Consider the following 19085-nt stretch of genomic DNA (forward strand, 5'->3'; position numbering starts at 1 on the left):
TCAAATAGTTCAACCAACTGCTCCCGCTGATGCTCACTCACCAAACTTCGAGCTCTCAATGAAAACTACTCCCCACTAATCGGAAACTGATTTCTCAGTCCAACTAATGGGGAGCAGTTCAAACAGGCTAGGGCCCTTCTGGCCACCGTCCCAAACGCAACTGTAATTCTCGGCGATGTTTTCGACGCCCCAGAACTACTAGGACAGCAGTTCGATCTCATCACGGCAGTGGCAACACTCCACCACCTCCCACTCGAACCGGCACTCAAACGGCTCGCAGAACTCCTATCACCCGGAGGAGAACTATTCGTGATAGGGATTGCCTCCAACAAAACTGCGGCCGACTGGTTCATCTCCGGAGCACTCGTCATCCCAGTACGTTTGATGAGTAAAGCCCATCGTGAGGAATATTATCCCGGTATGAAGACTTCAAAACCACAAAAGTCGCTGAAAGAAATTTGCGACATAGCCAAAATTGTTCTCCCCGGATGCCGCATTCAACGACGTTTTTACTACCGATACACACTCAGGTGGACTAAACCATCCGGCGGATTTACTAACTCCTAATCCAGCAACCCAACCACCTGGCACCGACACATTCGACAAGTCAGTAGCCCCTCGGTCAGGCCGGTAACCTTCCACCCCTGCACGAAACGGGGCGAGTGAAAAGCATTTTTGGAACCTCATCGACTTTGCTCTCCAAGAGAGCCCAGCACCTCTACTCACACCCCAAAACCGGAAAACCAAAACAGCAGATTGGAGACTCTTTCAAGCTTTCTGCTTTAAGAACGAGCCAAAAGGAAAGATCGACTTACAGAACCGACTTTCCCCTCTCTGTTAGGAAAATTCATAGCGATCAATAAGCGTTGATTTGACCTTTCCTAGGCATTAAATGGTTGTCATTGTGTAAAGTATATTTACGTCACCGACGTTAAAGACATCCGAGGAGGAAATGTGACTAAGCAACGCACCCTGGTAGCAACCGTAAACGTCTTAATCATGATGGCCCTAGTGACTCTTTACTCTCAGGGTTGGGGCAATATCTATGTATACGCTGGCCTGGCAATGCTAGCGGTGGTTTTTGGCGGTGTTGCAGTGGCTCAGGCCGTTGATCTCAGTGACAAAGATGCAAACGCCCGATAGAACAAACAACATGCTAAGAACCACGCGAATTCGGAAAGGGCTAACCCAATCGAAACTTGCGGAATCCGCAGGAGTATCACGCCAAACAATCTATGCCGCTGAGCAGGGAGCCGATCTGCGCCTTTCGGTAGCAAAAAGGGTGGCAAATGTTCTTCAATCAACAGTGGACGAGCTTTTTAGCCACAGCCCGCGGTAAGACGTACGCGCATTCGCCCGATAAAGTAAAGGCTAGGGCATCTCTTATCAACAGGCTGAGGCTACCGGGCTGAACCCTTGAAAGTGGGCATCGGAGATTGAATCTATGCCGTCAATTTGAGGGTACGGAACAAAACCCGGGGCACTTCAATTCACAAATTCGCTATGCGCGATTTACACATTGACCGTAGGGTAAGAGTATGCCGCTGACACTCGTTTCCTTATCAACCGACCCAACACCCGACTTGCTTCGAACACGCATCGGACAAGCACTTCGCCAAACGCGGATAGCACAATCCAAGACTCTCCAAGACGTAGCCGATGAAGCAAACCTGTCACGATCCCACCTATCAGATATTGAACGTGGCAGGAAAGAAGCATCCTCAGAAGTCATTCGCAGCATCCACCAATCCTTAAACCTCAGCATCGACGATTTACTCGACCGCGCCTCACACTCGTCGAATCAGGGCCTGTGCCTAGCAGCCTAAACACATCCAAGCACCGATTTACAGTCCGCCTGAGGCCGTAATCATTTGGCCAGTAACCCAGCGCGACTCTGGCCCCGCAAGGAAAGCGGCTACCTTTGCAATATCTTCCGGGCGGCCCAACCTACCCATAGGGGTCATCTGTGCGAGCTGTTGCCTTAGTTCCGGGTCCGGATTGGCCTCTCGCTGGCCGTCGGTATCTGTTACTCCTGGCCGAATTGCGTTGACCGTAATATCTTTAGCTGCAAGTTCTTTAGCAGCTACTTGCGTCAGTGCTTCCAAAGCAGACTTCCCCGCGCAATACTCAGCGATCCCAGGTTGCGGCAACAAAGTATTCAACGACGAAATATTAATAATGGAACTTCCCTGAGGCATCGAAGGAGCAAGATGCTTAATAAGCAGGAAAGGGGCCGTCGCATTAATAGTGATGGCCTTATTCCATTCGTCTAACTCAGTATCAACTATGGGCCCGATCTCAGTTCCGGCACTGGCGTTGTTGACAACGACATTAAAAGGACCTTCTTGCGCTAGCTCTTTAACCGTTTCTTCGACAGAATCACTGGCACTTAGATCTGCACGTACAGCACGAACCTGATAGCCCCGGGACGACAAATCAGTGACCGCCTCATCCGCAGCGGTGCGGTTACTATTCCACGTCAGTACAACGTCGTACCCACCCCGTGCAAGGGTTTCTACTACCGCACGTCCAATACCACGCGACCCACCAGTAACTAATGCGGCTTTCTTCGTTGATTGTTCCATGCCGTCAATAATCCCCATCCCCACATAAAAAAGCCACGGATTCCGCTCCTAGCGAAATCCCTCCGAACTCGCGAACCCATAACCCATCGTCACATCAAACATTGCCCTCAAACGGGATGTGCGCCCTCAATCCCCGCACGTTCAATCCTCGGCCCTTAAAAACCGGAAAACGAAAGAAACCGGAGGTAACATACCCTTTCGAGTTTGTTACTTCCGGTCGTGCAGTTTGTTCAACTGCTCATGGTGCCCGGGGCGGGACTTGAACCCGCACGTTCTTATCGAACACTGGCACCTGAAGCCAGCGCGTCTGCCAATTCCGCCACCCGGGCAGGGTGTGGTTGTCTTAGCGACTTGATAAAGATACCACGAAGAGCGCACTGGACTACAAATCTGCAGGAAAACTAGACTATTTCAGGGAGGCAGCGGCGAAAATTCTGGGAACTTTCGCGTCGCCATCTACGTTTCGAGGGAGTGAACAAACTATACTGATCGCTACTGATCGCTGCATGGTGGAAAGGAGAATGGCTCGTGGCGTTTTTGGAAAAGCTGGCGAAGCTGGACTCCGCCATGCAACGCGGCCTTGATAATGGCATGGCCCTTGTCTTCGGCGGCAAGGTCGTTCCCGCGGAAATTGATGAGCTTTTGAAGCAAGAGGCTCAGGACAATCTTGCGCGCGGCGACGATGACAACCTTTATAGTCCGAACGTAATGACTGTGGGTGTCTCCTCCAAGGATTTGGAGAACTTGTCGCAGGATCGCAATTTGCCGGCCGATTGTGCAGACCAGCTGTCGCGCTTCATTCGCAATAGCGGATGGTCCCTTGCGGGCCCCGTGATCGTGCGGGTGGCGGAGGAATCTGGTTTGCGTACGGGTCAGCTTCGCGTGTCCTCGTTTATTGATCACGAGCCCACGGAAGAGACCGGTTTTGAGGCTATTTTCCACGACTTTGATGGTCAGGAGGACCAGATGACCGAGCAGCACGAGAATACGGCTGATGACGCGGTAACTACCGCTTTCATCGCTCCAGATAGTCAACCCGCCCCGCAGCCGCAGGGCCCAGCAGTCAACCTGATGCTGCAGGATGGCTCGTCGCGCGTTTATCACGTGCAAGAAGGCTCCAATATTATCGGCCGCAGCAATGACGCGGACCTGCGCCTGCCGGATACTGGCGTATCCCGCCAACACGCGGAAATCACCTGGAACGGCCAGGATGCGGTTCTGGTGGATTTGCAGTCCACCAACGGCACCACGGTGAATGAAACGCCGATTGATAATTGGCTGCTTGCCGATGGCGATGTGATCACCATGGGCCATTCCCACATTGAGGTCCGCATCACGGGCCTTGATTCGCACAGCTACTAAGTTCAGTTAAGGAAGGGAGGTCGCCATGGATGCAGTCATCATGCTGGCGCTTCGCATCGGCTTGTTGGCTCTGCTCTGGATTTTTATCCTGGTGGCCTTAAACGCCATGCGCCGCGATACTAATAAATCTGCTGGGGCTATCCGCCAGCAATCGAAGAAGGTGGGGGCACCGCGGCGTCGGGAAGCGATTAAGCAACTGTCCATCGTTGAGGGCCCCTTGCAGGGATCCCATATGGAATTGGGCACGTTGGAGGACTGCACGCTAGGCCGCGCCTCTGACTGCGACTTTGTCACAGGCGATGATTATTCTTCTGGCCACCATGCTCGGCTATTCCGCCGCGGTAGCGAATGGGTTGTGGAAGATTTGGAATCTCGCAATGGCACCTTTGTCAATGGCGTGCGCATCGACCAACCCGAGGTAGTCGGCGCGGACTCCGAAATTAAGCTGGGGCGCACTACCGTGAGGTTGAACGCATGACACTGAAGCTGAACTTCTTTGCTAAATCCGATCGCGGACTCATTCGCGATAACAACGAGGACTCAGGTTACGCCGGTCCTCACCTTTTGATTTTGGCCGATGGCATGGGGGGCCACGCGGCGGGCGAGGTTGCCTCCGAGCTGATGGTCAACCACCTAGAAATCTTGGACCAAGATCCGGGCCAGGAAAACACCGCGGCGCTACTAGAAGCGGCCGCCGAACAAGCCAACGAGGCCATTCGTGATCACGTCAAGGCCCACCCAGAAACCGAAGGCATGGGTACCACGCTGTCCACCATGCTCTTCAACGGCAGAGATTTCGGTGTCTGCCACGTGGGTGATTCCCGCGGCTACCTGCTGCGCGACGGCAAACTCAAGCAAGTCACCAAGGACGATACCTACGTGCAATCCTTGGTGGATAAGGGCGAGCTGGACCCGGACGATGTCTCGTCGCACCCGCAAAAGTCCCTCATCCTAAAGGCCTATACGGGCCGCCCAGTCGAGGCAACGCTATTTACCCTCGACGCCAAGCCCGGCGACCGTATCCTGTTGTGCTCCGATGGGCTTTCTGATCCGGTAACAGCCTCCACTATTGAAACCGCACTGGGGCAAGGCAGCATCGAACAGGCGGGATCCGCGCTGGTAGACCTGGCCATCCGCTCCGGAGGTCCGGATAATGTCACCGTGGTTATCGGTGAAGTGACCGAGGAGAGCCCCCAGGAGCACGAACCATTCCGCGTAGGCGCCCTCGCGGGTCCTACGGAAGAACCAACCCATCCGGATTCTTCCGCCTCGCGGGCGGCACAGCTCTCCCGCAAACCCCAGGTAATCCCCCCAGCCGTTATGGCGGACGGGGAAGACGAGCGCACTGAGGCGAGCGATGACGAAGCGGAGGAGGAAACTTCCGGCCGAAAGATCGGCTGGAAGGTACTCATTGCCTTGCTCATCGTCCTAGCGTTGGTCATCGGTGCCGGACTGTGGGCGAAGAACTTCTTGTCCAATAATTACTACGTGGCTACCAACGAGGCACAGGAAATCACCATCCAACAGGGTGCTGATTACTCCGTCTTTGGCAAGGAACTACACTCCACGCACCAAAACGTGTGCATTAATGACAGCAACTCGCTGCTCTTTTCTAGCCAGCCGTGCGAGGGCGACTTCACGCCGCTGAAGGTCACGGACCTGCCGGAATCTGAGCGCAGCGCCGTCGACCATCTCTCCACTGGTGATCTGGGCGAGGTGCAGCAGCAAATCAATGATTTGGGCGATAAAGCGCTCAAGCCATGTATCACTGCGCCGAGCCAAAAAGATAAAAAGGATGCCAAGAAAAACAAGCCTGGCGTCACCTGCCGGGAGGTGTAGGTTGTGAAAAAGTTTTTTAGCCGAGGAACCGAACTCGGCCTGCTCATCCTAGCCGCCATCGTCTTTGCTATCACTTTGGTCAGCCTGGAGCTATCCCAAGACAACGCGCTGACCATGGATCTGGTTTACCTTATTGGCGGATTCATTGGCGTCTTCACCGTCGCCCATTTGGTGATGTGTTTCTTAGCGCCTTATGCCGATCAGATCATGCTGCCCATTGTGGCGATTCTCAACGGCATCGGGCTTATCATGTTGGCCCGCCTGGATCTGGTCAATGAAAGCGGGCTCGCGGTGCGTCAGGTCATGTGGACCATCGTCGGACTCGTACTCTTCGTGCTGGTCTTAGCCATATTAAAGGACCACAGGTCACTGACGCGCTACTCCTATATCTTGGGTGCCGCAGGCCTTGTCCTGCTGGCCCTGCCGCTGGTATGGCCGCAGCCTGCGGACGTGGAGGCACGCATCTGGATAAACTTGGGTCCGTTTTCAATCCAGCCCGGCGAGTTCTCCAAGATCTTGCTGATCTTGTTCTTTGCCATGCTGCTGACGCAGAAGCGCTCCCTATTTACCGTGGCGGGATACCGAGTACTGGGTATCTCCCTGCCGCGCTTGCGCGACCTCGCACCCATCCTGATCATTTGGGCCGTCGCGATCGTCATCATGGGTATCTCCAATGACTTCGGCCCAGCGCTGCTGCTGTTTAGCACCGTCCTTGGCATGCTGTTTATGGCCACCGGCCGGGTGAGCTGGCTGCTTATCGGCGTTGTCCTCGTCGGTGTGGGCGGTTTTGGTATTTATCAGATCTCCGCAAAAATCCAGCAACGCTTTTCTAACTTCTTAGACCCGCTCGGCAATTATGACGTCACGGGTTTCCAGCTCTCCCAGTCGCTATTCGGCTTGTCTTCCGGCGGCATCTCTGGCAGCGGCTTGGGCGAGGGGCATCCAGAACTCGTTCCGGTGGCCCACTCGGATTACATCCTTGCCGCAATAGGTGAAGAATTCGGCCTCATTGGCCTAGCCGCCGTACTGGTGCTTTTCGGTATGCTGGCCACCCGCGGCTTTGGCACTGCACTGCGCACCCGCGATACCTACGGCAAGCTGGTGGCTTCCGGTCTTTCTCTTACCTTGGCCGTGCAGGTCTTTGTGGTCACCGGCGGTATTTCTGCCCTGCTGCCGATGACCGGTTTGACCACGCCATTCATGTCTGCCGGTGGTTCCTCTCTCATGGCTAACTATGTATTGTTGGCGATCTTGCTGCGGATCTCTAACGCGGCTCGCCGCCCCATGCAGGAGACCTCGAGCAATGCGCCGAGCGATACCTCCATGTTCCCGTCGGTCCAGGAGGCTCACCGATGAATAGATCCATCCGTCTAGTGTCCTTATTTGCCGTCATTTTGACCGCTATTTTGCTGGTCAATTTGACGGTGATCCAGGCATTTTCTGAAGATAAGTACGCCCATAATCCACGGAATATGCGCGGCTTCATGGAAATGCAGACCACTCCGCGCGGCCAGATCTTTGCGGGCAATACCGTGTTGGCACAGTCGACGCAGAACCCGGATGAAACCTACTCGCGCTCCTACCCCATTGATTCACCGGCCTTTGGCAACTTGACCGGCTACTTGTCTAGCCAATTTGGTGCCTCGGAACTGGAGTCCTCCCAAAATGACATCCTCAATGGCTCTGATGATTCTTTAATGAAGCAAAACTGGCTGGATACTCTGGCCGATAAGCCGAAGCAGGGCGCAAATGTGGAGGTCACCATCGATCCTGCGCTCCAGCAGGCTGCCTATGATCAGCTGGTGGGTCCTGGCTACGAGGGCTCTGCGGTTGCCATTCAACCTTCCACCGGCAAGGTCCTGGCCATGGCCTCCAACCCTGGCTATAACCCCAATGATCTGATGGGCGATTCTGCCGAGGATAATTGGGCCAACCTGCAAGAGCAGGAGGGCCAGCCGCTGGTCAACCACGCCGGTGCAGAAACGCTGCCCCCTGGCTCCATCTTCAAGATCATCACCACTGCGGCAGGCCTAAACAATGGTTTTGATCCCTCTTCCACGCTGACCGGTTCCAACGTCATTACTTTGCCGGATACGGTTACGGAGCTGACCAACTACGCCAATCAAAAGTGCAATGGCCAGGATTCGGTAACGCTCCAGACCGCGTTTGCGCTGTCCTGCAATACCGCGTTTGTGGAAATGTCGGAGCAGATCGGCGCGGATGAGCTGCGCAAGTACGCCAAGGCCTTTGGCGTGGGTGAGAACTACGACCTTGGCGTGTCCACCTCCGGCGGCACCTTGGGCGATTTGCCGGACGGTGCGGCCACGGCGCAGTCTGCCATCGGCCAGCGCGATGTCACCATGACCGCGCTACAGGCCGCAGTCATGGCAGGCACCGTGGCCAATAAGGGTACCCGCATGCAGCCTTACCTGGTCAATCGCATTACCGACGCCCAGATGAAAGATGTCCGCACCACCAAACCCAAGAAGGCAGACCAGGCGGTTAATGAGGAGACCGCGGCTACGCTTACTGATTTGATGTATGCCTCTGAGCGTTCGTCCTGGGGCTATGACGGTAACGGCTTTGCCTCGAAGACCGGCACCGCCGAGCACGGCGAGGGGCTGGCCCCGCACGTGTGGTACGTTGCCTTCGATCCGGAACGCGATATCGCCGTGGGCGTCGTGGTGAAAAATGGTGGTAACTTGGGTGAGTCCGCTACGGGCGGCAAGGTTTCCGGCCCGATTGGCCGCGCCATCCTGCGCGCATACCAGGGGGAGCAGTAATGAATAGCGCTGAGAATAAAGAACATCTCCAAGAACTTATTGGCAGCGACTACGAGCTCCAGTGGATCATCGGCCACGGCGGAATGTCCACCGTGTGGCTGGCCGATGACACCCGCAACGATCGCGAGGTGGCGATCAAAGTCCTGCGCCCGGAGTTTTCCGATAATCACGAATTCCTCTCCCGCTTCCGCAACGAGGCGAAATCGGCCAAATCCATTCAATCCGAGAACGTGGTGGCCACCTATGACTACCGCGAGCTAGAGGATAACGGCCGCAAGTTCTGCTTCATGGCCTTGGAGTATGTGCGCGGCGAATCCCTCGCAGACCTTTTGGCGCGCGAAAATACGCTGCAAGAAGAGCTCGCTCTCGACGTCCTCGAGCAGGCAGCACATGGCCTATCCATCATTCACCGCATGGAGCTGGTCCACCGCGATATTAAGCCCGGCAACCTCCTCATTACGCAAAATGGCCAGGTCAAGATCACGGACTTTGGCATTGCCAAGGCGGCCGCGGCCGTGCCGCTTACCCGCACCGGCATGGTGGTGGGTACCGCGCAATATGTATCGCCCGAGCAAGCACAGGGCAAGGACGTCACGCCGGCTTCCGACGTCTATTCGCTCGGCGTCGTCGGCTATGAAATGCTCGCCGGCAAGCGCCCGTTTACCGGAGATTCCTCCGTGTCCATCGCCCTGGCCCACATCAACCAGGAGCCGGAGCCACTATCGACGAATATCAGCGCCCCGGCTCGCGAGCTCATCCGCATTGCGTTGCGCAAGGACCCAGCGACCCGCTACGCCGATGGCAATGAGTTCACTCTGGCCATCTCCGCAGTTCGCTTGGGCAAGCGCCCGCCGCAGCCTAAGTCCGCACCACTAACGCAACGCGCACCGGAGCCCTCGCCGTCCGCATCAACGGAGATGTTGGGCAACGTTGCCCAGCCCACCACGATCCATCCGGCTGCGGGCACCGCTCCGCACAAGGAGTCCAAGGGCGGATCCTCCTTCCTGAAGGGCCTGGGTATCACCCTGCTCCTCGCAGCCGTGGCCGGTGGTGGTTACGCCGCCTACCACAACTTGAGCGATAACGAGGGAGAAAGCGAACCCTCCAGTACCCCGGAGACCTCGGTGGTTACGGAGTACCGCGATCCCACCACCACCCCGCAGAACACTCCGGAGGAAGAGACGGAAGAGGCCCCGGCACCGGTGACGGTGACAGAGACCGAGCCGCAGGAATCCGATCAGGAAGAAGCCCCGCGTACCACTACTCACCGCGAGACACCCACGCGCCACTCGCCTACCCACCAGGAACAGCCCCCGGCCGTACCAACGCAACAGAATCCGCAGGATACGCACGTTGAAACTACACCTGAGCTGGATACTCCAGTAAACTCGCAGGCTAATGAGCTCCCCGGAGACTTAGCCGATCTAATTACACAGGAGGGTGACTAAGCGATGGTCAATGACCGCTATCGGAGAGGCGAGATCATCGGCGCCGGCGGCATGTCTGAGGTCTATGCTGCCGAAGACACCGTCCTAGGCCGCCAAGTAGCGGTAAAGATGCTCCGCCCGGAAATGGCGCGCGACGTCAACTTCCGCGAGCGTTTTTACCGCGAGGCCCAGAACTCGGGCAAGCTGAATCACCCCAATATCGTGGCGGTTTATGACACCGGCGAAACCGAACTGGATGGTATGACCATCCCATATATCGTCATGGAGCGGGTCAACGGCCGCACCCTGCGCGATATCATTCGCGAGGACGGAGCCCTGTCCGCCCAGGAAGCGGCGGATATCCTCAAACCGGTAGCGGATGCACTGCAAGCCTCGCACGAGGCCGGGATTATCCACCGCGATATCAAGCCGGCAAATATTATGCTCACCAACACCGGCCAGGTGAAGGTGATGGATTTCGGCATCGCCCGTGCCTTGGATGATTCCACCTCGGCGATGACGCAAACTTCCGCCGTTATCGGCACCGCCCAGTACCTTTCCCCGGAGCAGGCTCGCGGTAAGAACGCGGATGCCCGCTCGGATGTCTATGCGCTGGGCTGCGTTCTCTATGAGGCGCTTACTGGCCATACGCCTTTTGAGGGCGAAACCCCCTTTGCGGTTGCGTATCAGCATGTGCAGGAAGAGCCGACGCCGCCGTCGGAGCTCATCGCGGAGCCCTCACTGACTCCTACCCAGCGCGTCAATATCGATGCGGTAGTACTTACCGCTATGGCCAAGCACCCGGCGGATCGTTATCAGTCCGCTTGGGAGATGGCCGGCGATTTGGAGCGCCTACGCAATGGGCAGGTCACCGCGGCGGCGCGCATGCACGTCAACGAGGAAGAAGACGAGCAGCCTACCGAAATGGTCGGCGCCGCCGCACCAGCTGCGGCCGCGCACCGCGCGCCAATCCAGTCCACCCGCCCCACCGAGGACGATGACAATCAGGGTGGCGGCTGGATGAAGTGGCTGGCAGCCTTCCTGGCCGCACTCTTGGTGGCCATCGTGGGCTACTTCGCCTGGGATTTCTTCTCCAACGATAAAGACTCTGAAGATAAGCCACGCCAGACCCAATCGGCCCGCGAGGACAAAATCACCGTGCCAGAGGTGGAAAACCGCCCGCGCAACGAGGTGGTTAAGGAACTAGAAGACATGGGTCTGCAGGTCACCGTCAATGAGGAGGCCAACCCGGATATTCCACGCAATAATGCCATCCGCATTAATCCGGCCCCAGGCTCCGAGCTGCAGAAGAACGCCTCGGTCACGCTGACTATTTCCTCCGGCAAGGAGATTACGGACGTTCCGGATATCACCGGCATGACCTTGGATAAGGCTGCTCGGGCCCTCGAAGAGGCAGGCTTGGCGCTCAACTCCGATGTCTCGGAAGAAAACGATGAAGCACCAGCCGGCCAAATCATCAAGCAGGACCCGGCCGGCGGCACGCAGCTGTCCAAGGGGTCGAAGGTGCGGGTGACGGTATCTAAGGGCGTCGAAAAGAAGCGCGTTCCCGATGTCGCCGGCATGGACGTCGATGATGCCCAGAGCCGCCTCGAGTCGAATGACTTTGATGTAGACGTCCGCGAGGTGGATTCCTTGGAGCCGAAGGGCACGGTGCTCAGCGTCTCCAACCAGGGCGCGGAGCTGGAAAAAGGCAAGCCGGTTACCGTTGAGGTATCCAATGGCATGCTCTTTAAGGCCCCTGACCTGGTACGCAAGAATGAGGGCCAGGCCGAGGCCGCGCTGCGGGAGGCTGGCTGGACCGGCCAGTTCGTCGTGGGCGAGCCGGCTCCTACCGGTGCCTTGGTGGATGCCAATAAGATTGGCTGGGCGTCTGTGAACCCGGGCGATACCATGCGCAAGGATCAAAATATTGATATCCGCCTGTGGAGCTTCGACCCCGCTGCACTTCTGCCGCAGCCATAACTGCTGGTATCCTAAGGCCTCAGTACGAACTTAGATAAGACTTTAAATCTAGAAAAGGTATCTTATGCCGAAGTCAAAGATTTCCCAGAGCTCCTCCGTCCCTACCTCGAGCTCTGCTACCAACCGCACGCCCGTCAAGATCAATTCTGAGGGCACCCCGAAGTGGTACGTCGCCATCATGCTGGGACTGATGGTCATCGGCCTGCTGTGGCTGGTGGTCAATTACCTCGCTGGCCAGGACATCCCGTTCATGGCGGATCTCGGCGCATGGAATTACGGCATCGGCTTCGGACTGGCCATCATCGGCCTGCTAATGACCATGGGTTGGCGCTAAGCTCAATCTCCCAGCCTGTTCTCTCGCTCCCTACTTTTTGTAGGCGGCGAGGGTTTTTCATATCTAGGAGCCACATGTCTCGCCATATTCTTGTTGCTGGCCTCATCATTTCGGTGGCCTACGCGGCCGTGCACATCGCGTTTGCCGACGCCACCCTACTCACCGGCGCCGCTCCCTTCCGCCTTTCCGTGCGCAACTACCTAGGCAACGTCCTAGGCTCGGGCATGGTGTGGGGAATCTTTAGCTACCTCATGGGTAAGGAGTTTCCGGGCCGGTGGCTCAAGGCACTCCTGGCCGGTACGGGAATCATCGTGATGATGCTGACGGTGCACTACACCTTGCTCGTGGTCTTCGGTGTATATAACTGGCGCGAGGCATTCGAGTACAACGCCCAGTGGTTCTTCCTGGCGCTCTTCTCTGGACCAGTACTGGGGCTGGCCGGCGCGGCCTCGGCACGGTTCCGCTGGTTCGATTACCTCGCCGTCCTTGGCTTCCTCCTCGAGCCTGTGGTTGCTGGGCTCGTCCCAGGCAGTTCCTACCTGCCCCGCACCACGACCATCCCTGGGTACTTCGCCGCCGCGACTCTCTGGCTCATCGGCGCGGGCTTCTTTATTTGGCAGCGTCGCTCCACGCGCTAAGCGCTTCTTCGGCGGCCCACCACCCCGGCATGCCATGCACGCCAGCGCCGGGAGCGGCCGAGCTAGAGGCTATAAATACTCCCGGGGCGAGGCGGTGCGGATGGGCCGACAAGCGTGGTCGCAGGAAGGTTTGCAGCCCGGTCATGGAACCGCCGGCGATATCGCCGCCCACCAAGTTGGGATTCCATCGCTCCAGATCGGCCGGGCTCGTGGCGTGGGTAGCCAGGATGGTATCGCGAAAACCGGGGGCAAAGCGCTCGATCTGTGCGGCAATCAGCTCGGTGACCTCGCCCGGATAGCGCTCCACATAGCCGCGCGGGACATGCGCATACGTCCACAGGGTGTGCCCTCGGGATGGGTCTGCCACGTATTGCTGGCATGCCAATACTAAGGGGCGCTTAGGCATGCGCCGCTTGCCGACGTCCCCCTCAGCCCCACATATCTCCTCCAGCGTTCCACCCACATGCACGGTGCCGGCTCGGCCCACGCGGGGATCGGTCCATGGGACGGGCTCGCTGAGGTGAAAGTCCACTTTGAATACGGCGCTGCCATAGCGCCAGCGTGCCAGGATCCGCCGAGTGCCGTCCCGCAGTTCCAGACCGCCCAGCCGCATTATCTGGCGCGGGGTGAGGTTCAGGATGGTCGCATCGGCCGGAGGCAGCTCCCGCAGATCGGTGACCTCGCATCCGGTGTGGAGGCGGGCATGGTGGGAGCGCAGGAGGTTAAGGAGGGCGTCGATAAGAGCGCCGGTGCCGCCCTCCACCACGGGCCAGCCGCGGGTCATGCCCAGCCCGCCAAAGAGTAGGCCGAACGCCGAGGTAAAAGGCGTGGTCGGCGAGGTAATCGCATGGACCGCGCTCCCTGCAAAGAGCGCGCGGGCCTGGGGCGTGCGGAAGGCCGCCCGTGCCAAGCTGCTGGCGGGCAAGACTCCGGCCGCGCCAAATTGCGCCAAGCGCACGGGTCTTTCGTGCCAACGCACCAACGGGGTAAGCGCGTTATCCACATGCTCATCGATGTGGCGGACAATATGCCCGTGCAGCCGCGACCACGCCGGGGCATCGGCGCCCAATTCCGCCGCCGTATCCGCCAAGGAACCATGCAGGATCCCGGCCGGTGCGCCTTCGAGCGGATGAGCCATGGGATAAGGAGCATTGCGCCACCGCAAACCGTGGGCTTCCAAGTCGAGGGCGCGAAAGGCCGGGCTCGCTACGCCAAAGGGGTGCCCAGCCGCGCCGAGATCCACAATCGTGCCCGGGAAAATCTCCGCGGAGGATGCCGCTGCACCGCCGGCCCGGCCGGCGCGCTCGTAGATATCCACACGCCACCCGGCCATGGCCAAACGGGCCGCGGCCGTGAGCCCATTCGGGCCTGCGCCGACGATCACAGCGCGAGGTTGATAATCCACAATGCTCCTTATGCAGGTCAATGCCCAAATTTATCAGTCTTGTTAACACAATGGGTAGAAAGTTATCCACAGGCTGTGGAGAAAACCTGTGAAATGTGAATTTCACACAATTATTAACACCCTGTGGATAACTGTTTTCACGGGCTTCCACAGGCTGATTTTCACACTTTCGCACGGGCCAGACCAGCGTGATCAGGGAAAACTCCGGAAAAGCGTTCGGTAAATTACAAAAATGTAGTTATCCACAATGTGGATAACCATTGTGGAATTCTTTCGCACACGCTTTCCGGTGATCAAATTCCACAGTTATCCCCAAACCCCAGCTTGGTGGGCTAATAGTGCGAGGACTACCGCGGCCACCGCAGCAACGCCGCCCCAGCGGAGGGTGGGGCTTTTTCGATAGAGGAAAAGGCTCAACACGATGCCTGTGCACAACCCGCCAAGGTGTCCCCACAGGGATACGCCATCGGCTAGAAAGGTATAGGCCACATTCGCCAGAACGAGGGCGATGGGTGCGCGGAGATCGAGCCCGCGCTGGCGGTAAGCACCCACCAGCATGGCCATGAGCGCGAAGAGCGCGCCCGAGGCGCCGACGGTGGGGGTCTCGAAATCGAATGTCAGGATCATGGCGGACGCGCCAAGACAAGAAATGAGATAGGCAGCGAGGTACAACCCGGTGCCAAGGGCCCGCTCCACCTCCTTGCCTATGAGAAGGAGCATGATCATGTTCACCGCCAAATGGCCCGCATCCAGGTGCATAAACGCGGAGGACAGCGCCGTCTGCGGCGCAATCGGATATTGCGGGCCCCACAGGCCCCAATCCACCGCGAGGTCGGATTCATAGAAGGTAGCGCCCAGCGTCCGGGCCTGCACCGCGGTAATAAGCCAGGCAATGATGCAGACGGCGGCGATGAGCGCGGTCGCCGGGGTAGTGCGGACATAGTTTCTCACCATGGTCATGAAGTTGTCAGTCCTTGGGGCGGGTCTAGTGGTGGGTGGCTCGGGGTAAAACTGCAACGAGCCCGCCGCCGCATGGATAATGCGGTGACGGGCCCGAGGGAAAAGGTGATTACGCGATATCGATGGACTCGATAACAACGTCCTCGTGCGGACGGTCCATGCGGTCGGTATCAACCTTGGCGATCTTGGACACAACCTCCTGGGAGGCAGCATCGGTAACCTCACCAAAGATGGTGTGGTGGTTGTTCAGGTGCGGGGTCGGCGCCACGGTGATGAAGAACTGGGAGCCGTTGGTGCCTGGGCCGGCATTGGCCATGGCCAGCAGGAATGGGCGGTCGAACTGCAGCTCCGGGTGGAACTCGTCCTGGAACTGGTAGCCCGGGCCACCGCGGCCGGTGCCGGTAGGGTCGCCGCCCTGGATCATGAAGTTATCGATGATGCGGTGGAAGATTGCGCCGTCATAGAACGGGCCGGACTGCTCACCCTTTGCGTTCTGGGTGGAGTAGTCCTTCTCGCCCTTGGCCAGGCCGATGAAGTTTTCAACGGTTACCGGTGCGTGGTTACCGAAGAGATCGATAACAATGTCACCGTAGTTGGTATGCATCGTTGCAGTTGCGGTCTTCTGAGTCATGCCAGCCATTGTAAAGAATTTAACGCGCGCCTGCCGCGCATGACATAACGCTGTCAGCGATCGCGCTAGCCTGAAGGCATGATTCGCGCGCTACTTTTTGATCTGGATGACACCCTGCTCGACCACACCGGCGCGGCCCGGGACGCGGTGGATCAATGGTGCCGCGAGCTAGGACTGCCCGAGGGCCAGCATGCGCGCTTTGCGGCCATCGAGCGCACCTGGTTCAACGCCTACGAGCGCGGCGAGGTCACCCACCAAGGCCAGCGGGCGGCCCGCTGCCGCGAATTCCTCGGCCGGGAGATGAGCGATGCCGAGGCGCTGACCGCTTATGACGGCTATCTTTCCGCCTACCGGGAGCAGTGGCGCGCTTTTGCCGACGCCCTGCCCACCCTCACCTGGGCCCTCGAGTCCGGCTTCCAGGTGGGCGTGCTCACCAATGGCGAGCGCGAGATGCAGCAGGCCAAGCTGGAAGCCACGGGCCTTGCGCTTGCCGACGTCCTCCTCATCCCCACCGTCGACCTCGGCTGCCCCAAACCGCAGCGCGCGGCCTACCTCGCCGCCTGCGATCAGCTGGGTGCGGCCCCCGCAGACACGCTCATGGTGGGCGATTCCCTAGCTAACGATGTGCAGGGCGCGCGCACGGCGGGGCTGCACGCGCTCCACCTCGACCGTGCGGGGAATGGGGATCTGCGCTTGCTTAGCGCGTTGAAAGAGGTTCTCCCCCGAAAAGCCAGCTGACCACGATGGCGCCCGGATCGATTACTCCCTTGCTGCGATCTCCCAGGTAGGAGGCGCGACCCTTCTTCGCGGCGAGGTCCTCGGTATCGAGGGCTCCGGCATGGGCAGCTGTGAAAAGCGCCTGCAAAGTCTCCGCATCCGGATCCTTCGCCCCCAGTTCGCGGGCCCTTTCGGCGGCCGGGATGAGGGCATCGAGCATGGTGCGATCGCCGCGCTTCGCGCCACCAAGCTCGTGGATAAGGTCGGCCGCATCATTGAGCCCATCCGCCAGCGACTCCGCCCGGGCCAGCTCAGTAAAGAGCGTGCCGAAGACGGCCCCGGAGGTACCGCCGGCGAGGACGAGCAGGCGCTTGGCCAGCCCGGTGAGGATCTCCGTATCCGTGCCGCGCAGGGGAAGCTCGATGCCGCCGAAGGCCGCCTCCATGTTCTGGCCAAAGTCGCCGTCGCCGGCCTTGCGATCCAACTCAGAAAGTGACTCAAAGGAGGCTTGGAGGCGTTTCACAAAGGCGGTGAGCCACTGATTTTCCTCGCCCTCGGTGGGCAGCTCGTCCTGGAAGGTGATGGTGGCCGGTTCCACCGCCTTCGCACCGCCTAGGGTATGGGGCCAGGCAGGGGCGGAGGTGGGGGCGTCGATAAGCTCGAGCAACTCCGCGTCCGCCTTGAGCAGCGTAAAAGAAGCGCCGTGCATATTCACCGCGGTGACATAAGAACCCACCAACGACCGCGCGACGGTGACGCCGCGCTGGGCCAGCTGCGCGGAGGCCTCACCAAAGAGCAGGCTCAACTCCAGCGGGGTGGTACCGCCGAGGCCATTGACCAAGCACACCACCTCATCGCCCTGGCCCAGCTCAAGGGCGGGCACGATCTTTTCCAGGACCTGGTTCACAATGGCGCTCGCACTATCTACCTGCTCGGTGTGGGTGCCCGGCTCGCCGTGAATGCCCACGCCCACCTCCATCTGGCCGGCCTCGAGATCGAAGGTTTCGCGGCCGCTGGTCGGCATGAAGCCGGCGCCCAGCGCCACCGACATACTGCGGGAATTCTCCGCGGCACGCTTGCCCAACTCAGCGACTGTGTCCACGTCATCGCCGCGGTAGGCGGCGGCGCCTGCGATCTTTTCCACCAGAATGGTCGCGCCCGTACCGCGGCGGCCGGGACCGTCCTCGTTGCCATCGGTGGCAATATCATCGGCCACCAGCACCGTGCGGGTGTCTACCGCCTCGGCAGCGTTGCGGGCGACGGTGAAGTTCATGACGTCACCGGTGTAGTTCTTCACCACGTGGACTACTCCCCTGCCTTGGTCAGCCCACTGGGTGGCCTCGCTGATCTGGACCGCGTTCGGGGAGGTAAAGAGCAGTCCCGGGCAGGCCGCAGCGAGCATGCCCTGGCCGACGAACCCGGCATGCATCGGTTCGTGGCCGGAACCGCCACCGGAAATCACCGCCACTGCCGGATCGCCGTCCGCGGTGCGCAGCGGCGTGGTGCGGCCAATGAAGCCAACGTCGTGCCAGCGAGCATCGGGGTGGTTGGCGATGAGCCCAGCGAGGGCGTCGGAGAGAAAAGTGTCTTGACTATTGCGGAATGCGGAGTGGTTCATACTCCCACGCTAGTGATGTCTCTTACCCGGAAGCTAGGAGGAGAAAAGAAACATACCGGTTCCATTCGGACACCCAGCGGATTCGCAGCTACTTTGCAGTTTGCGGAGGATACTAAAAGAACCACTAAGAAAGGATCCACTCATGGATTTCTTGTCCTCCCTCCACAACCTCATGGACGCAGGCTCGCTGCTCCAGAGTTTCGGACCTTATATCCTCCTCGGCGTCGCCGTCGTCATCTTCATCGAGTCCGGGGTGCTTTTCCCATTCCTGCCGGGTGATTCACTGCTCGTAACCGCGGCCATCCTGCGCCACGAACTCGATATCAACGCCTGGCTGCTCTTTGTCGTGGCCGCGGTGGCCGCCTTTGCCGGCGACCAGGTGGGCTTCTACTTGGGCCGCCGCTTTGGCCGCAAGCTCTTCAAGGACGATGCCCGCGTCCTGCGCACCGAACACCTCGATAGCGCGGAAGACTTCTTCCAGCGCCACGGCCCGGTAGCCCTAGTACTGGGACGCTTCGTGCCGATTGTGCGCACCTTCGTCCCCTTCGCCGCGGGTACCGCAGAAATGGGCTACTCCTCGTTCCTGCGCTGGAATATCCTTGGCGGCATAGGCTGGGTAGGTTCCATGCTGCTCGTCGGCGTACTGCTGGGCGGTATCCCGGGCATTGCCCACTCCATCGACATCATCATGCTGATCGTGGTGGCAATTTCCGTGCTGCCGATGATCATCGGCTGGATCAATAAGCGCCGCAAGGCACAGCGCGAAATCCCGGCCAAATAAGAACTTTTGTTCTTTACCCGGC

19 protein-coding genes, 1 tRNA gene and 1 pseudogene are annotated in these 19085 nt (G+C 58.9%); 15 read left to right on the forward strand and 6 right to left on the reverse strand.

Annotation, left to right across the window (positions count from 1 at the left end; all coding sequences use genetic code 11):
* Nucleotides 1-123 precede the first annotated feature (123 nt).
* The 4 genes and pseudogenes from MHX61_RS11410 to MHX61_RS11415 all read left to right on the forward strand — a co-directional run.
* Nucleotides 124-567: pseudogene (locus MHX61_RS11410) on the forward strand (class I SAM-dependent methyltransferase); the annotation flags it as partial.
* Between the two features lie 387 nt (nucleotides 568-954).
* Entirely contained in the window at nucleotides 955-1143 is a 189-nt protein-coding gene (locus MHX61_RS10795; RefSeq protein ID WP_239194781.1) for a hypothetical protein, read from the forward strand.
* 10 nt (nucleotides 1144-1153) lie between these two features.
* Nucleotides 1154-1339 carry a helix-turn-helix transcriptional regulator gene (locus MHX61_RS10800; RefSeq protein WP_150850804.1) on the forward strand — a complete coding sequence of 62 codons (186 nt, stop codon included), beginning with the start codon at nucleotides 1154-1156 and terminating at the stop codon, nucleotides 1337-1339.
* A 199-nt stretch (nucleotides 1340-1538) separates the two neighbouring features.
* Nucleotides 1539-1826 carry a helix-turn-helix domain-containing protein gene (locus tag MHX61_RS11415; RefSeq protein ID WP_204610597.1) on the forward strand — a complete coding sequence of 96 codons (288 nt, stop codon included), beginning with the start codon at nucleotides 1539-1541 and terminating at the stop codon, nucleotides 1824-1826.
* Nucleotides 1827-1844: 18 nt separating this feature from the next.
* Here the strand turns inward: MHX61_RS11415 and MHX61_RS10805 are convergent, their stop codons facing one another.
* Both MHX61_RS10805 and MHX61_RS10810 read right to left on the reverse strand, forming a co-directional pair.
* Nucleotides 1845-2585 carry an SDR family NAD(P)-dependent oxidoreductase gene (locus MHX61_RS10805; RefSeq protein ID WP_239194784.1) on the reverse strand — a complete coding sequence of 247 codons (741 nt, stop codon included), beginning with the start codon at nucleotides 2583-2585 and terminating at the stop codon, nucleotides 1845-1847.
* Nucleotides 2586-2826: 241 nt separating this feature from the next.
* Nucleotides 2827-2914, reverse strand: a tRNA-Leu gene (locus tag MHX61_RS10810).
* A 199-nt stretch (nucleotides 2915-3113) separates the two neighbouring features.
* Here MHX61_RS10810 and MHX61_RS10815 point away from each other — a divergent pair.
* The 9 genes from MHX61_RS10815 to MHX61_RS10855 all read left to right on the forward strand — a co-directional run bounded on the left by MHX61_RS10815 (nucleotide 3114) and on the right by MHX61_RS10855 (nucleotide 12951).
* Complete coding sequence (locus tag MHX61_RS10815; RefSeq protein WP_005326268.1) at nucleotides 3114-3947, forward strand: DUF3662 and FHA domain-containing protein; 834 nt, start codon at nucleotides 3114-3116, stop codon at nucleotides 3945-3947.
* 25 nt (nucleotides 3948-3972) lie between these two features.
* The gene (locus MHX61_RS10820; protein WP_005329668.1) at nucleotides 3973-4425 is read left to right on the forward strand and encodes an FHA domain-containing protein; all 453 of its coding nucleotides are present in this window, start codon (nucleotides 3973-3975) and stop codon (nucleotides 4423-4425) included.
* Nucleotides 4422-5786, forward strand: a complete 1365-nt coding sequence (locus MHX61_RS10825; RefSeq protein ID WP_239194787.1) for a PP2C family serine/threonine-protein phosphatase — start codon at nucleotides 4422-4424, stop codon at nucleotides 5784-5786. Before MHX61_RS10820 ends, MHX61_RS10825 begins: the two co-directional genes overlap by 4 nt.
* Before the next feature lie 3 nt (nucleotides 5787-5789).
* Nucleotides 5790-7142 (forward strand): FtsW/RodA/SpoVE family cell cycle protein, encoded by a 1353-nt coding sequence (locus MHX61_RS10830; protein ID WP_204610600.1) that lies wholly within the window; start codon nucleotides 5790-5792, stop codon nucleotides 7140-7142.
* Complete coding sequence (locus MHX61_RS10835; protein WP_204610601.1) at nucleotides 7139-8569, forward strand: penicillin-binding transpeptidase domain-containing protein; 1431 nt, start codon at nucleotides 7139-7141, stop codon at nucleotides 8567-8569. The genes MHX61_RS10830 and MHX61_RS10835 overlap by 4 nt, the downstream gene beginning before the upstream one ends.
* The gene (locus MHX61_RS10840) at nucleotides 8569-10017 is read left to right on the forward strand and encodes a serine/threonine-protein kinase (protein ID WP_239194790.1); all 1449 of its coding nucleotides are present in this window, start codon (nucleotides 8569-8571) and stop codon (nucleotides 10015-10017) included. Before MHX61_RS10835 ends, MHX61_RS10840 begins: the two co-directional genes overlap by 1 nt.
* A gap of 3 nt (nucleotides 10018-10020) precedes the next feature.
* Nucleotides 10021-11979 (forward strand): Stk1 family PASTA domain-containing Ser/Thr kinase, encoded by a 1959-nt coding sequence (gene pknB / locus MHX61_RS10845; protein WP_204610605.1) that lies wholly within the window; start codon nucleotides 10021-10023, stop codon nucleotides 11977-11979.
* 64 nt (nucleotides 11980-12043) lie between these two features.
* Nucleotides 12044-12313 carry a cell division protein CrgA gene (crgA, locus tag MHX61_RS10850; RefSeq protein WP_005326260.1) on the forward strand — a complete coding sequence of 90 codons (270 nt, stop codon included), beginning with the start codon at nucleotides 12044-12046 and terminating at the stop codon, nucleotides 12311-12313.
* A gap of 74 nt (nucleotides 12314-12387) precedes the next feature.
* Complete coding sequence (locus MHX61_RS10855) at nucleotides 12388-12951, forward strand: hypothetical protein (RefSeq protein ID WP_239194793.1); 564 nt, start codon at nucleotides 12388-12390, stop codon at nucleotides 12949-12951.
* On the opposite strand, the gene MHX61_RS10860 is transcribed toward MHX61_RS10855, so the two are convergent.
* The 3 genes from MHX61_RS10860 to MHX61_RS10870 form a co-directional block, all read right to left on the reverse strand.
* Nucleotides 12923-14356: an NAD(P)/FAD-dependent oxidoreductase gene (locus MHX61_RS10860; RefSeq protein ID WP_239194796.1), complete on the reverse strand. Its 1434-nt coding sequence runs from the start codon at nucleotides 14354-14356 to the stop codon at nucleotides 12923-12925. The two genes, MHX61_RS10855 and MHX61_RS10860, sit on opposite strands and share 29 nt — an antisense overlap.
* Before the next feature lie 306 nt (nucleotides 14357-14662).
* Nucleotides 14663-15316 carry a rhomboid family intramembrane serine protease gene (locus MHX61_RS10865; RefSeq protein ID WP_204610614.1) on the reverse strand — a complete coding sequence of 218 codons (654 nt, stop codon included), beginning with the start codon at nucleotides 15314-15316 and terminating at the stop codon, nucleotides 14663-14665.
* 109 nt (nucleotides 15317-15425) lie between these two features.
* Nucleotides 15426-15956, reverse strand: a complete 531-nt coding sequence (locus MHX61_RS10870; RefSeq protein ID WP_005326254.1) for a peptidylprolyl isomerase — start codon at nucleotides 15954-15956, stop codon at nucleotides 15426-15428.
* 69 nt (nucleotides 15957-16025) lie between these two features.
* Here MHX61_RS10870 and MHX61_RS10875 point away from each other — a divergent pair, with 69 nt between their 5' ends.
* On the forward strand, nucleotides 16026-16685 hold the full coding sequence (locus MHX61_RS10875; protein ID WP_239194798.1) for an HAD family hydrolase: 660 nt from the start codon (nucleotides 16026-16028) through the stop codon (nucleotides 16683-16685).
* Here the strand turns inward: MHX61_RS10875 and MHX61_RS10880 are convergent.
* On the reverse strand, nucleotides 16645-18282 hold the full coding sequence (locus tag MHX61_RS10880) for a dihydroxyacetone kinase family protein (RefSeq protein ID WP_239194800.1): 1638 nt from the start codon (nucleotides 18280-18282) through the stop codon (nucleotides 16645-16647). The genes MHX61_RS10875 and MHX61_RS10880 overlap by 41 nt on opposite strands.
* A 142-nt stretch (nucleotides 18283-18424) precedes the next feature.
* On the opposite strand from MHX61_RS10880, the gene MHX61_RS10885 reads away from it, so the two are divergent.
* Complete coding sequence (locus MHX61_RS10885; RefSeq protein WP_150850937.1) at nucleotides 18425-19063, forward strand: DedA family protein; 639 nt, start codon at nucleotides 18425-18427, stop codon at nucleotides 19061-19063.
* Nucleotides 19064-19085: the final 22 nt, after the last annotated feature.

It is taken from the genome of Corynebacterium sp. ACRPF (assembly GCF_022347395.1).
GTDB lineage: Bacteria > Actinomycetota > Actinomycetes > Mycobacteriales > Mycobacteriaceae > Corynebacterium > Corynebacterium tuberculostearicum_D.

Excerpts from the sequence above, each read along its gene's own strand:
- MHX61_RS10800 (WP_150850804.1), top strand. The coding sequence starts at position 1,154 with ATGCTAAGAACCACGCGAATTCGGAAAGGGCTAACCCAATCGAAACTT.
- MHX61_RS11415 (WP_204610597.1), top strand. The coding sequence starts at position 1,539 with ATGCCGCTGACACTCGTTTCCTTATCAACCGACCCAACACCCGACTTG.
- MHX61_RS10805 (WP_239194784.1), bottom strand. The coding sequence starts at position 2,585 with ATGGAACAATCAACGAAGAAAGCCGCATTAGTTACTGGTGGGTCGCGT.
- MHX61_RS10820 (WP_005329668.1), top strand. The coding sequence starts at position 3,973 with ATGGATGCAGTCATCATGCTGGCGCTTCGCATCGGCTTGTTGGCTCTG.
- MHX61_RS10825 (WP_239194787.1), top strand. The coding sequence starts at position 4,422 with ATGACACTGAAGCTGAACTTCTTTGCTAAATCCGATCGCGGACTCATT.
- MHX61_RS10835 (WP_204610601.1), top strand. The coding sequence starts at position 7,139 with ATGAATAGATCCATCCGTCTAGTGTCCTTATTTGCCGTCATTTTGACC.
- MHX61_RS10840 (WP_239194790.1), top strand. The coding sequence starts at position 8,569 with ATGAATAGCGCTGAGAATAAAGAACATCTCCAAGAACTTATTGGCAGC.
- pknB (WP_204610605.1), top strand. The coding sequence starts at position 10,021 with ATGGTCAATGACCGCTATCGGAGAGGCGAGATCATCGGCGCCGGCGGC.
- crgA (WP_005326260.1), top strand. The coding sequence starts at position 12,044 with ATGCCGAAGTCAAAGATTTCCCAGAGCTCCTCCGTCCCTACCTCGAGC.
- MHX61_RS10855 (WP_239194793.1), top strand. The coding sequence starts at position 12,388 with ATGTCTCGCCATATTCTTGTTGCTGGCCTCATCATTTCGGTGGCCTAC.
- MHX61_RS10865 (WP_204610614.1), bottom strand. The coding sequence starts at position 15,316 with ATGACCATGGTGAGAAACTATGTCCGCACTACCCCGGCGACCGCGCTC.
- MHX61_RS10870 (WP_005326254.1), bottom strand. The coding sequence starts at position 15,956 with ATGGCTGGCATGACTCAGAAGACCGCAACTGCAACGATGCATACCAAC.
- MHX61_RS10875 (WP_239194798.1), top strand. The coding sequence starts at position 16,026 with ATGATTCGCGCGCTACTTTTTGATCTGGATGACACCCTGCTCGACCAC.
- MHX61_RS10880 (WP_239194800.1), bottom strand. The coding sequence starts at position 18,282 with ATGAACCACTCCGCATTCCGCAATAGTCAAGACACTTTTCTCTCCGAC.
- MHX61_RS10885 (WP_150850937.1), top strand. The coding sequence starts at position 18,425 with ATGGATTTCTTGTCCTCCCTCCACAACCTCATGGACGCAGGCTCGCTG.